The sequence below is a fragment of the Pedobacter roseus genome, from assembly GCF_014395225.1.
Classification (GTDB): Bacteria; Bacteroidota; Bacteroidia; order Sphingobacteriales; family Sphingobacteriaceae; genus Pedobacter; species Pedobacter roseus.
The window spans coordinates 2,523,828-2,539,428 of sequence record NZ_CP060723.1 but is presented as its reverse complement, the minus strand read 5'-3'; the positions used below and the strand labels follow the sequence as shown (position 1 = coordinate 2,539,428).

Below are 15,601 nucleotides of genomic sequence, written 5' to 3'. Positions count from 1 at the left end.
TCTAATCTTAATTTTAGTTAATTTTCTTCTTCCGTTTCGTTATCTGATTCGCCTTCTTCTTCAGTATCATCAGCCTCCGGAGTAGTATCGGCTTCTATTTCTTCACCGTCTGTAACTACAACATCTGTTAAATCTACTGTTTCTTCTTCGTCCTCTTCGTGATCAATTTTGGTAACCGATGCAATTTCGTCATCACCTTTTAACGATATTAAGCGAACCCCTTGTGTGGCACGACCCATTACCCTTAGTGCTGATACCGGAATTCTGATTACAATACCTGAACGGTTAATGATCATCAGATCTTCGCTATCGGTAACATCCTTAATTGATACTAATTGTCCGGTTTTTTCAGTAACGTTAATTGTTTTTACCCCTTTACCACCACGGTTGGTTACACGGTAATCTTCAATGTCGGTACGTTTTCCGTAACCTTTTTCTGATACTACTAACACCGTAACTTCAGGATTGTTTACAGCAATCATGCCAACAACTTCATCCTGATCGTGAGCAAGCCTAACACCGCGTACACCAGTAGCTGTTCTACCCATAGGACGAACCGTACTTTCGTTGAAACGAATTGCCCTACCAGAACGCAATGCCATTACAATTTCGCTTTGTCCGTTAGTTAAACAGGCTTCCAGTAATACATCACCATCATTAATGTTGATGGCGTTGATACCATTTACACGTGGACGTGAATAGGCTTCAAGAGAAGTTTTCTTAATGGTACCTTTTTTAGTACACATAATGATGAAATTGTTCTCTAGGTACTCCTGGTCTTTCAGGTTTTTAACCTTAATGTAGGCTTTAATTTTTTCCTCTTTCGGAATATTGATGATGTTCTGGATCGCTCTTCCTTTACTGGTTCTCGAACCTTCCGGAATTTCATACACCCTAAGCCAGAAACACCTTCCTGCTTCGGTAAAGAACAACATGTAATTGTGGTTGGTGGCTACCAGCATGTGCTCAATAAAATCTTCATTTCTTGAGGTACTGCCTTTAGAACCTTTTCCACCCCTGCCCTGTGCTTTAAATTCGCTTGCCGGGGTGCGTTTTACATAACCTTCGTGAGAAATGGTGATCACAACTTCTTCATCGTCGATAAAATCTTCCATACTCATATCTTCAGCTGAGTGAACGATTGTAGTTCTACGTTCATCGCCAAATTTCTGCTTCACCTCTTCCAGTTCATCCTTGATAATCTGCATACGCAAACCTTCATCTGCTAAAATAGATTTCAAGTACTCGATGGTTTTCATTAATTCAGCATATTCTTCTTTAATTTTATCACGCTCTAGTCCTGTTAAACGACGTAAGGTCATATCCAGTATAGCACGTGCCTGAAGATCGCTTAATCCGAATTTCTCCATTAAGCCTAAACGGGCTTCCTCTGGTGTTTCAGATGCACGGATCAATTTGATTACCTCATCTAAATGATCTAAAGCAATTAAATAACCTTCTAAAATGTGTGCTCGTTTTTCAGCCTCAGCTAATTCGTATTTGGTACGGCGAACAATTACATCATGACGGTGATCCACAAAATGTACAATCAAATCTTTAAGATTCAACATTTGCGGACGGCCTTTTACCAATGCAATATTATTTACACTGAAAGAGGTTTGCAGTGCAGTATACTTATATAGGTTGTTTAAAACGATAGAGGCATTAGCGTCACGTTTGATTTCGTAAACGATACGGATACCATCTTTGTTCGATTCATCTTTGATGTTCGAAATGCCTTCCAGTTTTTTCTCACCCACCAATTCAGCAGTACGCTCAATCATCTGGGCTTTGTTAACCTGGTACGGAATTTCAGTAACAATAATTACTTCACGGTCTTTAATGTTTTCGATCTCTGCTTTTGCACGCATTACAATACGTCCACGGCCAGTTTCAAATGCTTCTTTTACACCTGTATAACCATAGATAATACCACCTGTAGGGAAATCCGGAGCTTTTACAAACTTCATTAATTCCTCTATCGTAATATCTCTATTGTCGATATAGTTTATAACACCGTCAATTGCTTCAGTTAAATTATGCGGCGCCATATTGGTGGCCATACCTACTGCAATACCAGAAGAACCATTAACTAAAAGGTTAGGTATTTTTGCAGGTAAAACCGTTGGTTCCTGCTCTGTATCATCAAAGTTTAATTGAAAATCTACCGTATCTTTATTGATATCTGCAACCATTTCTTCGGCAAGTTTGCTAAAACGTGCCTCGGTATAACGCATTGCAGCCGGCGAATCACCATCGATGTGGCCAAAATTTCCCTGACCATCTACCATTGGATAACGTAAACTCCAGTCCTGAGCCATACGAACCATGGTAAAATATACGGATGCATCACCGTGTGGGTGATACTTACCTAAAACCTCACCCACAATACGGGCCGATTTTTTATAAGGTTTTCCGCTGGTTACACCTAATCCCAACATGCCGTAGAGCACACGGCGGTGTACTGGTTTCAATCCATCGCGTACATCAGGCAATGCCCTTGATACGATTACCGACATTGAATAATCAATGTAGGCCGATTTCATCTGCTCTTCTATGTTAATTTGAATGATTTTGTCGTTCTGCTGATTTTCTAAATCTTCTGCCATAAATTATTATTCTCGTTACTTAAAACGATATTAAAAAAGGGTATTACTATAACCTTGCGAATTTAACAAAATTATGCCGAATTAAGGCATTGTGGAAAATTTTTGACCTTTGTTATAGGTTTTTCACTCCCGATGTAATTTTAAGTTATTGAAGGCTAGTTTAAGAGTTTTTGATTTAGACCTGTTTAGGTTTTTGAAAACCGCGATGTTTGTCAGATTGGGTTGATATTTTTTTGGAAATGTAGGGTGCTGTGTTAATGGCGGTCTGCAGCCCTGCTAACGCTTCAAGTCCTCCCCGATGAAACCTGTGAAACAAGCAAGCACACAATAAAAGACAAGCAGACAGTGCTTAAATCGGGTTGCGGGCTTTTCGCTATATCAGGTTTACGAATAAGGGTTCTGTATTTATATACTGATTTAAACCTCACAGCTTTTTAAAACCTGATAGGATTGATAATTTTTTTTTTGGAAATGTAGGGTTTATTGCTAATGGCAGTTTGCAGCCCTGCTAGCGCTTCAAGTCCTCTCCCGATGAAAAAATCGGGATCCGGGCTTTCCGCTTTATCAGGTTTATAAACAGGGGTTCTGTATTTATATGCTGTTTGTCGAACTAAAATTTACATTCTTAAGTAATTCTGATACTTTTGCTTTAAACCTTTTATAACATGGCAAACGAAAAGAAATCTGCAATGAGTTTTATTATGGTCACCCTCCTGATCGATTTTACAGGCTTTGGGATTATTATTCCGGTTTTGCCAAAACTTATACAGGATTTTACAGGCGGTGGTTTTGGTTTGGCAGCAGAATACGGCGGTTGGCTCACTTTAGCTTATGCATCCGTTCAATTCATTTTTTCGCCGATTATTGGTGCGTTAAGCGATCGTTACGGTCGGCGGCCGGTATTATTGAGTTCGTTGTTTGGTTTAGGTATTGATTATATTTTTCTGGCTTTCGCGCCTTCAATTGTCTGGTTGTTTGTTGGAAGGATTATTGCCGGAATTACCGGTGCGAGTTTTACCACCGCACAAGCCTATATCGCAGATGTTTCACCTCCTGAAAAAAGAGCACAGAATTTCGGCCTGGTTGGTGCTGCATTTGGTGTAGGCTTTATTTTAGGTCCGGTTTTAGGTGGTGCATTTAGTCATTTTGGTACCCGGGTTCCTTTTATGATTGCTGCAGGTTTATCGCTAATCAACTGGCTTTATGGTTATTTTATATTACCTGAATCATTACCGGTTGAAAAACGCAGGGCTTTTGAATGGAAAAGGGCAAACCCAATTGGTTCATTGGTAAGTATCGGTAAATATCCGGCACTGTTGGGTTTAATGATTACTTTATTCCTACTGTATTTTGCCAGTCACTCGGTTCAATCGAACTGGACATTTTATACCATGGAAAAATTTAACTGGGATGCATCCTGGGTGGGTTATTCCTTAGGATTTGTAGGTTTAGTAATCGGAATTGTACAAGGTGGATTAATCAGGGTGATCCTACCGAAAATTGGAGAAAAGAAAGCTGTTTATTTTGGTTTGATTTTATATGTAATCGGTTTTGTAGCTTTTGCATTTGCCAGTAAGGGCTGGATGATGTTCGCTTTTATGGTTCCTTATGGTTTGGCCGGCATAGGCGGACCAGCGATGCAGGGTTTAATTTCTAATCAGATCCCTGCAAATGCACAAGGAGAGATGCAGGGTGTTTTAACAGGTTTACAAAGTTTTGCAGCTATATTTGCGCCCTGGGCAATGACACATATTTTCGCCTATTTTATAGAGGGTAAAGCACCTGTTTATTTCCCCGGGGCACCGTTTATATTGAGCGCAGTGTTAACGTTGATAGGCTTATTTATTTGTTTGAGAAGTTTGAAGAAATATCACTGAGTTATGGACTTTTGACCATAGATATACACTGATAAACTCGGATTTTTATAGCTTTAATTATGAGTAAGTTATAAAAACCATATTTAACAGATTTCTCCACTGCGGTCGGAATGAAGATATTGTTGGATCATTCGCTATAACAACTCGTTCGCTAAATTAGCCAATTCACTCCGCTCCCCTTTTTGCAAAGTAATATGGGCATAAAGCGGATGATTTTTAGCGTTTTCGATTAAATAAGAAAGACCGTTACTTTCTGAATCGAGGTATGGTGTATCAATCTGATAAATATCGCCTGTAAAAACAATCTTTGTGTGCTCTCCTGCCCTCGAAATAATCGTTTTAACCTCATGTGGGGTAAGGTTCTGCGCTTCATCGATGATAAAGAAGATTTTGGTCAGCGTTCTGCCTCTGATAAAGGCTAATGGTGCGATGGCTATTTTTTCGGTTGTAATCAGTTCATCGATCTTTTCCGACATTTTATCATCACCAGTAAACTGTTCTTTAATAAAGCGAAGGTTGTCCCAAATCGGGGCCATAAAAGGATCTGTTTTTGATTTTGCATCGCCGGGGAGAAAGCCAATGTCTTTATTGCTCAGTGAAACGATTGGCCGGGTAACATAAATCTGCCTGAAATTTTTACGCTGTTCTAAAGCGCTGGCCAACGCCAATAAGGTTTTTCCAGTTCCGGCATTGCCCTGTATACTTACCAGTTTAATTTCAGGATCTAAAAGGGCATGAATGGCAAATGCCTGTTCGATGTTTTTTGGTTTAATCTTAAAGATAGCATCGGTAGATACTGCCGAAATAGTTTTTAAGCTGTTATTGTAAAATACGTTTGCTGTTTTTCTTTTGTTTTTAAGGATATAGAAGTGATTGCCGTTTTTAGGTGGTAAACCTATTTCGCTTGCATCGATAAAGCGCTCTTTTTTTACTTCTTCAATCACTTCGATAGGGAAATCAACCAGTTCTGTTTTGCCGGCATAAAGCTCATCTACATTTTTGATTTTACCGGTTTCGTAATCTTCAGCATTTAAATCGAGTGCTTTTGCTTTTAACCTCAGGCAGATATCTTTCGATACCAGCACTACTTTTTTATCAGGATGTTCTTCCTTTAAACTTAAGGCGGCATTTAAAATTTTATGGTCTGTTTTGCCTTTTCCGTAAACTTCTTCTGCATCTACAATTAAAGGTTTTTCGTTCAACACTACTCTAAATTTACCAGAATCTGGACTTTTTAGCGAAATCCAGTCGCTGATAATTTTTTGTTTAGAGGTTTCATCAATCAGGCGGATAAAACTTCTGGCCTCAAAGTTTCTGGTATCATTACCGCTTTTGAAATTATCAAGCTCTTCTAAAACCTGAATGGGAATGGCCACGTCATGCTCATGGAAGTTATTTATCGCATCATGATCGTATAAAATAACCGAGGTATCTAAAACGAATATCTTTTTTGACGGATTGGAGATTGATTTACCTTTTTTGGCCATTTGGTAAATTTAATATTTTAGGGATAATTAGCAGAAGATTTGGCTATTCTTTTTTGATAGGCTAACCAAAATTTGGGCAAAATAAAAACGGGGACCTTCCTCTTTCGATTCTTTTCCCCGTTTTAACTTTAAAAACAACCATAGCTGTATTTTAAAGCACCTAATTCTTGTTACTTTGATTTTTCCGTTTTCGTTAGGTTTTGCAACTTTTGCGATCCGTGAAAATTTATTTCCAACTCTTCCGTCCGTAAACTTCTTAGTTTTCAATAATCTCTGTTTGGGCCTGTTCGATTTTCTTATTCTCCAACCTTGCGGTGGTCATATATATTCTTACTCGGTTTAACCCTTTCTGAAATTAATCGTTTTCCCTGTAAACTATCCGAAACAATTCCCCTTTCGGTTCTTTATCTCTTTTGGATTGTTTTATCAGAATTCAAAGTACTTCGTATTTGATATGATCTAATTTAGCATGAAAAGGCCCATTTGTCAAGAGAAAAACGTATGTTTTTATAAACAAAGTTGTTAACTTAAAATAGCTGGTTATCAACATCTTAATTTCTTAAAATAGCCATTCTAACTGCTTACTTGTGCTTTGAATAACTTTATTAACAATTCTCTGGTAAGTACTTATACACATTTACTATTGTTTTGTTAGTCAGCTATTTAAGTCTTTTCTGCTTAAAAGTTTAAAAAAAGCAAAAAACTTAATTTTATTCGCAACAAAAAACTTCGCTATTATGTTATTTTTGTAACATGCAGATCAGGCAACCCATTAGAAATATACAAGACTTTTTACTGAGTACGTATTTTGCCGACGGTCTCCGTATTACCATTGGTGTGCTGCTCCCCTCTTTAATTCTGGCCCAGTTCGGTATGTTAAAGTACGGGATGACCTTATCGCTTGGGGCATTGTGTGTAAGCGTGGTTGATAGCCCGGGGCCAATGGTACACAGGAGAAATGCCATGCTGGTTACCACTGCATTAATCTTTACTTTTTCCATCCTAACTGGTTTAACCAATAGAAGCCATTATTTTATTGGCTTTCTTTTGGCCATATCAAGCTTTGTATTTTCAATGTTTTACATTTATGGCATCAGGGCAGCATCAGTAGGTACTGCAGTGCTGCTGATTATGGTGCTGAGCATTGATGATATCAGGCCCTGGCAAGAAGTATTGTTATATGCGGTAATGGTACTTGCAGGAAGCCTTTGGTACACCGGTTTGAGCTATTTTGTTTACCGTTTACGTCCATTCCGTCTTGTACAGCAATCGCTAAGTGATTCTATATTAGAAGTTGCCGAGTTTTTACGCGAGAAAGCCAAATTTTATCATCATAACAATAATTATGATAAAACATATTCCGATCTGTTACAACTTCAGGTTTCCGTTCATGAAAAGCAGGATGCGGTAAGGGATTTACTTTTCAGAACACGCGAAATTGTAAGGGATTCTACGCCTGAAGGAAGATTTTTGTTACTGGTGTTTGTAGATATGGTCGATCTGTTCGAACAGGTAATGTCTACTTACTACAATTACCAGCAGCTGCATGATCAGTTTGATAAAGCGGGGATCCTATCGGATTATGAAATGGCCATTAAACGGATTTCTTATGCGCTTGATGATATTGCTTTTGGCTTAAAAAGTGGCAGGACACCAGTAATTTCGAAACGTTTACTGATTGAAATTGAACGTTTGAAGATCAAAATTAATGACCTGGAGAAAAACAATCTAAACCAGGAGTACAATACATTAGGGATTATTGCCTTAAAAAACATTGAAGTTAATATTGAAAATATACTGGCGAGGGTGAAAACCATTTTCAGCTATTTCAAAATGCGCAACAGCAAAGATATCCGTCAAGCTGATGTAGATACAGAGAAGTTTATTACCAGACAAAAATTTGATTTTAAGCTTTTTACAGAAAATCTAACTTATAGCTCATCTACTTTCAGGCACTCGCTACGGGTTACTGTGGTGATGTTGTTGGGTTTTGTGGTATCGCAGCTGCTTAAATTTTCGCATAGCTATTGGATTCTGCTTACCATTCTGGTGATTTCGAAACCGGGTTTTAGTTTAACGAAAGAACGTAATTATCAGCGTTTGATCGGTACAACCATAGGTGCATTTATTGGTATGGGCGTGGTAAGCTATATCCACGATAAAAACACACTGTTTGTCATCCTGCTGATCTGCATGATCGGTTGCTATAGTTTCCAAAGGAAAAACTATGTGGTGAGTGTACTCTTTATGACGCCATATATTCTGATCCTTTTCGATTTTCTGGGCATGGGATCAATCGCGCTAGCGCGTGAAAGGATTTATGATACTTTTATAGGCTCCGGCATTGCCTTATTGGCCAGTTATTCTTTATTTCCGACCTGGGAGTATGAAAAACTTAAGGAGGCCATGCTCAATATCCTGAAAGCCAATAAGGCTTATTATGAGCAGGTAACGAAATTGTATTTCGAAAAAAATTACAACAGAACAGAATATAAACTCGCCCGGAAAGAAGTTTATGTGAGTACTGCAAATTTGGCTTCCCTATTTCAGCGGATGTTTTCGGAGCCGAAAAGCAAGCAATTATTCATAAAAGAAGTCCATCAGTTTACCGCGCTGAGCCATTTGTTATCCTCTTACGTGGCCACACTTTCCTTATACAATAAGGAGCATGAATTTATTTTTGAAAGTTTCGATGCTTTAAAGCCAATTGCGAATAACACCAATTATTTGCTGGATACAGCTATTGAAAATCTGGAGAAAGGAACGAGTACCATTGATAATGTGCCGTTAATCAGGCTAAATGATACCAGTTTAGCAATAAAAAAAGGTGAAGATCTGATACCGGAACAATTTGACCTGATCCAGAAAGTAGCTTATGATATTTATAAGTTATCGGTGAAGATTAAGCTTTAATATTGCTCATTGGAATTTAATAAGTGTTTGGTGAGCCACCAAACATGGAGTTGAAGTGTTATTTGTACTGTTATGCTGCTGTTTTTTTGATTTCCCGGCCCTTGGGATTGACACCGTCCTTCGGTAAGGACTATGTTATTATCAAAGCAAGCAAGCATAGTGACTTAAATGATGCTTAAAATATGTGTAAGATTGATTTCCAGAAAATCGGGACTGGCTCTCGGCTGAAAAGTCTTCTCGCAATGATGATGCTTATATATTGACCCTCCTATTATATTCTCCGTGATTTCTGTGTTTCCGTGGCAAAAAATAACTATGATGTGTAATAATATACGTCTTAGTAGGGCGCTTAGACCAGAATAAGTTTAAACTGTGTAGGCGCTGGCATCATTAATAGAACAGTCGTCATTCACGCGCAGGCGGGAATCCTAAAGCAACTTACAAACCCTATCAAGGCATTACGATTCCCAATCAAGTTGGGAATGTCGTATTGACCATGTAAACCAAAAAAGGTCGTGGTTTAACACCACGACCCTAAAAATATAGAACTGTAAACTTATTTAAGCGTAAGCAACTGCATCTTTTGATGCCAGTTTAGTGGTACCCATCAAATACTCATCTACCTTACGGGCAGCTTCTCTACCTTCTGAAATGGCCCAAACCACTAAAGATTGTCCGCGGCGAACATCACCTGCAGCAAAAATCTTTGCAATATTGGTTTGATAGGTGTGCTCAGAAGCTTTCACGTTTCCGCGATTATCCAACTCTACTCCTAATTTTTCAATTAAGCCTTCTTTTTGCGGATGTAAGAAACCCATGGCTAACAATACCAGTTCGCATGGAAGATCCCTTTCGGTACCAGCCACTTCTTTAAATGTAACCGGACGACCGTTTGCATCAATTTCCCATTCCACATCAACTACTTTTAATGCTTTAAGGTTTCCATTTTCATCAGCAATGAAGTTTTTGGTATTTACCGACCATGCCCTTTGTGCACCTTCCTCATGAGAAGAAGTATTTTTTAGCAACATCGGGTAATTTGGCCAAGGCATGTGTTCGTTACGTGCCTGAGGAGGCATCGGCATAATTTCGAATTGTGTAACCGATTTCGCACCGTGACGATTTGAAGTACCAATACAGTCCGATCCGGTATCACCACCACCGATTACAATTACATTTTTACCAGTAGCCATAATCTCTTCCACTTCAACAGCCCTGTTTGCCACACGTTTATTTTGTTGCTTCAGGAAATCCATAGCGAAGTGAACCCCTTTAGCAGAACGGCCATCAATTGGTAAATCGCGAGGAATGGTAGAACCACCAGCCAATACAACGGCGTTGAAATCTCTTAATAAAGTACCAATTTCCACATTTTCGCCTACATTGGCATTGCATTTAAAAATAATGCCTTCTTCTTTCATTAAATCGATACGGCGATCTACCACATTTTTTTGCAGTTTAAAATCAGGAATTCCATATCTCAATAAACCTCCGGGTGCATCATCACGTTCGAAAACGGTAACTTCATGCCCTACTTTATTTAATTGAGCAGCAGCAGCTAAGCCCGCCGGACCTGAACCAATTACAGCTACTTTTTTACCGGTTCTGATTAATGGTGCCTTAGCTTTGATAAAACCTTTTTCGAAAGCAATTTCGATAATGTGTTTTTCAATTTCCTCAATCGAAACCGGTGGGCGGTTAATACCCAATACACATGCAGATTCGCATGGTGCCGGACAGATCCTGCCAGTAAACTCCGGGAAATTGTTGGTACTTAATAAAATATTTGCAGCCATTTCCCATTTTCCCTGATAAACGGCGTCGTTAAATTCTGGTATCACATTACCCAAAGGGCAACCTGACTGGCAGAACGGTACGCCGCAATCCATACAACGGGCAGCTTGATTGTTTAATTCTTTTGCGGGTAATTCATTTAAAAATTCCCCATAGTGTTTTACACGTGTTGCAGCCTCTTCTCTTGTGGGCGCAACTCTATCGTATTCTTGAAATCCTGTTACTTTTCCCATGGCCTAGTGTGTTTTTACTTGTTGATTACGTTTGCTTAAAACTGCTTTGTATTCTTTAGGGAATACTTTTACAAAATGAGCGGATTGTGTTTTCCAATCACTTAAGATAAATTCAGCAACCCTACTATCAGTTAAGCGGATATGCGTTTTAAGTAAAGCTAAAATGCGTTCTTCATCTTCAGCCTGTAATGGATCTAAATCGACCATTTCTTTATTACACTTACGTGCAAAAGTTCCGTTGGCATCATAAACCCAGGCCACACCACCACTCATACCAGCAGCGAAATTGCTTCCGGTATCGCCAAGGATTAACACTTCACCACCTGTCATGTATTCGCAACCATGGTCGCCCACTCCTTCTACAACCGCCGTTGCACCAGAATTACGTACCGCGAAACGTTCACCTGCCTTACCGCGGGCAAATAACTCACCAGAAGTTGCGCCATAAAGGGCTACGTTACCGATAATGATATTCTGTTCTGGTATAAAAGTTGAATTGGAGAATGGATAAATGGCTAATCTTGCTCCCGAAAGTCCTTTACCAACGTAATCATTGGCCTCACCTTCTAACGATAAGGTTACGCCACGGGTATTGAAGGCTCCGAAACTCTGCCCGGCCGAACCAACAAACTTAAAGTTAATGGTATCAGGAGGTAAACCAGCACCTAAATGCACTTTTGAAATCTCGTTTGATAACATAGTACCCAATGCACGGTCGGTGTTTTTAACTTCGAAGCTTGCAAAAACAGGCTCATTATTTTCAATTGCAGGTTGTGCTGCTGCGATTAATTTGTGGTCTAAAATATGATCTAAACCATGATCCTGACCTTCGGTATTGAATAAAGGCAAGCCATTATCTTCAGCTTTATATAAAATTGCCGATAAATCAAGGTGTTTTAATTTCCAGTCTTCAGCAGGTAACTCACGTGCTTTTAAAATATCTGCCTGACCGATCATTTCATGAATGGTTCTGAAACCTAATTCAGCCATAATCTCACGTAATTCTTCAGCAAGGAAATGAAATAAGTTTACTACGTGGTCCGCATCACCGGTAAATAATTTTCTTAATTCCGGATCTTGTGTAGCTACACCAACCGGGCAGGTATTTAAATGGCATTTACGCATCATAATACATCCCGATGTTACCAGTGCTGCTGTAGCAACACCCCATTCTTCTGCACCTAATAAAGCAGCGATAGCGATATCTCTACCTGTTTTAAGCTGACCATCGGTTTGTAACACAATACGGTTACGCAATTTGTTTTTTACCAAAGTTTGGTGTGCTTCTGCCAATCCAAGCTCCCAAGGTAGACCAGCGTGCTGGATAGATGTTAGCGGAGAAGCTCCTGTACCACCATCAAAACCAGATACCAGAATAACATCGGCATGTGCTTTAGCCACACCCGCTGCAATGGTACCTACGCCTGCTTTCGAAACCAGCTTCACATTGATTCTTGCTTCACGGTTGGCATTTTTTAAGTCGAAAATCAGCTGGGCTAAATCTTCAATCGAATAAATATCATGGTGAGGAGGAGGCGAAATTAAACCAACGCCTGGTGTAGAGTGACGTACTTTTGCAATCCAGTCATCAACCTTATGTCCAGGTAACTGACCGCCTTCTCCAGGTTTAGCACCTTGAGCCATTTTAATCTGTAACTCATCGGCATTGGTTAAATAGTAACTGGTTACACCGAAACGTGCAGAAGCTACCTGTTTAATGGCCGAACGCATACTGTCGCCATTTGGCAATTTAGTATAACGCATTTCATCTTCACCACCCTCTCCGGTATTGCTCTTTCCACCGATACGGTTCATGGCAATGGCTAATGTAGAGTGCGCTTCGTGAGAAATCGAACCGAAGGACATTGCTCCTGTTGCAAATCTTTTTAAGATTGCCTCGGTTGATTCTACCTCGTTTAAAGGAACTGAAGGACGGCTATAGTTAAATTCGAACAATCCACGGATGGTGTAAGCCTGTTGCGTTTGCTCATTAACCAGTTTAGAGTATTGTTTAAAGATGCCGTAATCATTTTTACGCGTAGCGTTCTGTAATAAGTGAATGGTTTGCGGATTAAACAAATGCGCTTCACCTTTACGACGGAATTTATAAGTTCCACCTGCAGGTAATAAGTTTTCTGTCTGCGTTAACGGACCAAAACTGCGGTGATGTTTAATTAAGGTTTCTTTTGCAATTTCATCCAAACCTAAACCACCGATACGGGAAACCGCACCTGTGAAATAAGTATTGACTACTTTTTTGTTCAAGCCTAAAATTTCGAAAATCTGCGCACCCTGATACGATTGCAGGGTCGAAATTCCCATTTTAGAGAAGATTTTTAGTAAACCACTATTTACTGCATAGATATAATTTTTGGTCAGCTGTTCTGCCGATAAGCCAGATTCTTGTTGGAAACCGTTAATGGTCTCTAAAGCTAAATAAGGATTGATCGCCGTAACACCAAAGCCCAATAAAGTAGCGAAGTGATGTACTTCCCAGATATCGCCAGCTTCGATTACAATACCCACAGCACCACGGTATCCTTTGCGGATCAAATGATGGTGTACTGCCGAAACCGCCAATAAAGAAGGCATTGCCGCATGTTCCGAATCGATTGCCCTGTCGGTTAATACAATTACCTGGAAACCATCTTCAACGGCATCAACCGCATAACGGCACAAACGGTCTAAAGCTTTCGCCATAGCGCCAGGTTTACCGTCGGCCCTGAAATAAGTCTGCAAAGTTTTCGCCTGGAAAACCCCGGTATCAATACTTCTCAGCTTTTCTAATTCCTGATTGGTTAAAATCGGGTGTTTAATGGCTACACAGTGTGCCTGTTTCGGTGTTTCATCCAGCAGGTTACCCATGCTGCCCATAAAACTGGCCAAACTCATGACCACTTTCTCGCGGATCGGATCAATTGGTGGGTTGGTTACCTGTGCAAATAACTGTTTAAAATAAGAAGATAAGTGTTGAGGACGTTTTGATAATATAGCCAGAGGGGTATCGGTACCCATTGAACCGATTGGCTCTTTGGCTTCGATGGCCATTGGTTTAAGCAAAAGATCTATATCTTCCCTGCTGTAACCAAAAACCTGCTGATATTTAAAAATAGATTCGTCAGATAAACCTGTGAACATTACACGTGGTTCAGGTAATTCTTCCAAACGGATCTGGTATTGATTAATCCAATCGGCGTAAGGGCTTTTGCCGCAAACCTGTTGTTTAATTTCGTTATCGCTGATGATTCTGCCCTGCTCCATGTCTACCACAAACATTTTGCCAGGTGTTAAGCGGCCTTTTTCGATTACTGTACTCTGATCAATAGCCAATGCACCAGCCTCTGAGCCCATAATAACGCGGTCATCTGAAGTAATGGCATAACGCGAAGGGCGAAGACCGTTACGATCTAAAGTGGCACCGATCAATTTACCATCGGTAAATGCAATGGCTGCAGGTCCATCCCATGGTTCCATTAAAGTAGCGTGGAACTCGTAGAATGCCTTTTTAACAGGATCCATATCTTCATTACCATCCCATGCTTCCGGAACCAACATCATTAATACATGAGGTAAAGTTCTGCCCGCATGAAGCAATAATTCAATCACGTTATCCAAACAGCCTGAGTCGGAGTTGGTTTCGTCGATTACCGGCAATAACATATCCAGTTCTTCTGGTGTAAAATAAGCCGAAGCAAATGATTTAACACCAGCCCTGAACCAGTTTAAATTTCCCTGTAAAGTATTGATCTCACCATTGTGCGCAATAAAACGGAATGGTTGTGCCAATCTCCAGGAAGGGAAGGTATTGGTTGCAAAACGAGAGTGGACTAAACCCAAAGCCGAAACCAGGCGTTTATCGGTCAGGTCGGTAAAATAAGTACGTACCTGTAATGAAGTAAGCTGTCCTTTATATATAATGGTTTGCGCCGAAAGCGAAACGATATAAAAATCTTTACCACCATGAACGGTGTTAACGATTAGTTTAATCAGATAATTTTTAAAAATGTAGAGTTTACGCTCGAAATCTGCCCCAGGTGCTACTGCATAAGGGCGGGCGATAAATACCTGCTCAATTTCAGGTTCAACTGAAAGGGCCATGCTGCCAATGTCTGTGGTATTAACATCAACCTTTCTAAAGCCTAAAATTTCCAGGCCTAATTTTTCGGCGGCACGGTAAATCAATTCTCTGCACTCTTCTCTGGATCTGATATCCTTAGGCATAAATAACATACCCACACCATAATTATTGGTTTCAGGCAGGCTAAAGCCAGCTTTTAAACATTCATCATAGAAAAATTCGTGAGGAATCTGAATCATAATACCAGCACCATCGCCAGTATTCGGTTCTGCTCCACTTGCCCCTCTATGATCCAGGTTTTCTAAAATAGTAAGTGCATCAGAGATGATTTGATGCGATTTTCGCCCTTTCACATGTGCAACGAACCCAATACCGCAGGCATCGTGTTCAAATTGCGCATCGTACAATCCACTGTTTGGTTCCATTCTTTGCTCGTTAGTTGTTAGTGTATAGGAAACACTAAGATAGGAAAAACAATTATAAAATTACAGAGTTGATACGTTTTTTGGAAAAATTTTAGTCCTTATGTAATTTAAAGTCATAAAATTAGAATATTTTTAATTTTTGATATTAATAATTATCAAATTTGTAATGACAATATCGTATAATA

6 protein-coding genes are annotated in these 15,601 nt (G+C 39.7%); 2 read left to right on the top strand and 4 right to left on the bottom strand.

Features of this window, described 5'->3' with window-relative positions; translation table 11 throughout:
* Positions 1-17: 17 nt before the first annotated feature.
* On the bottom strand, positions 18-2,609 hold the full coding sequence (gyrA, locus tag H9L23_RS10540; RefSeq protein ID WP_187594916.1) for a DNA gyrase subunit A: 2,592 nt from the start codon (positions 2,607-2,609) through the stop codon (positions 18-20).
* Positions 2,610-3,274: 665 nt separating this feature from the next.
* On the opposite strand from gyrA, the gene H9L23_RS10535 reads away from it, so the two are divergent.
* Positions 3,275-4,486 carry a TCR/Tet family MFS transporter gene (locus H9L23_RS10535; RefSeq protein ID WP_187594915.1) on the top strand — a complete coding sequence of 404 codons (1,212 nt, stop codon included), beginning with the start codon at positions 3,275-3,277 and terminating at the stop codon, positions 4,484-4,486.
* A gap of 134 nt (positions 4,487-4,620) precedes the next feature.
* Here the strand turns inward: H9L23_RS10535 and H9L23_RS10530 are convergent, their stop codons facing one another.
* Complete coding sequence (locus H9L23_RS10530) at positions 4,621-5,973, bottom strand: PhoH family protein (RefSeq protein ID WP_187594914.1); 1,353 nt, start codon at positions 5,971-5,973, stop codon at positions 4,621-4,623.
* 753 nt (positions 5,974-6,726) lie between these two features.
* Between H9L23_RS10530 and H9L23_RS10525 the strand changes: the two genes are divergently transcribed.
* Positions 6,727-8,886, top strand: a complete 2,160-nt coding sequence (locus tag H9L23_RS10525; protein ID WP_187594913.1) for an FUSC family protein — start codon at positions 6,727-6,729, stop codon at positions 8,884-8,886.
* 560 nt (positions 8,887-9,446) lie between these two features.
* Here the strand turns inward: H9L23_RS10525 and H9L23_RS10520 are convergent.
* Entirely contained in the window at positions 9,447-10,913 is a 1,467-nt protein-coding gene (locus H9L23_RS10520) for a glutamate synthase subunit beta (RefSeq protein WP_187594912.1), read from the bottom strand.
* A 3-nt stretch (positions 10,914-10,916) separates the two neighbouring features.
* Complete coding sequence (gene gltB, locus H9L23_RS10515; RefSeq protein WP_187594911.1) at positions 10,917-15,416, bottom strand: glutamate synthase large subunit; 4,500 nt, start codon at positions 15,414-15,416, stop codon at positions 10,917-10,919.
* Positions 15,417-15,601: the final 185 nt, after the last annotated feature.

Coding starts and splice junctions, on each gene's coding strand:
- gyrA (WP_187594916.1), bottom strand. CDS start 2,609: ATGGCAGAAGATTTAGAAAATCAGCAGAACGACAAAATCATTCAAATT.
- H9L23_RS10535 (WP_187594915.1), top strand. CDS start 3,275: ATGGCAAACGAAAAGAAATCTGCAATGAGTTTTATTATGGTCACCCTC.
- H9L23_RS10530 (WP_187594914.1), bottom strand. CDS start 5,973: ATGGCCAAAAAAGGTAAATCAATCTCCAATCCGTCAAAAAAGATATTC.
- H9L23_RS10525 (WP_187594913.1), top strand. CDS start 6,727: ATGCAGATCAGGCAACCCATTAGAAATATACAAGACTTTTTACTGAGT.
- H9L23_RS10520 (WP_187594912.1), bottom strand. CDS start 10,913: ATGGGAAAAGTAACAGGATTTCAAGAATACGATAGAGTTGCGCCCACA.
- gltB (WP_187594911.1), bottom strand. CDS start 15,416: ATGGAACCAAACAGTGGATTGTACGATGCGCAATTTGAACACGATGCC.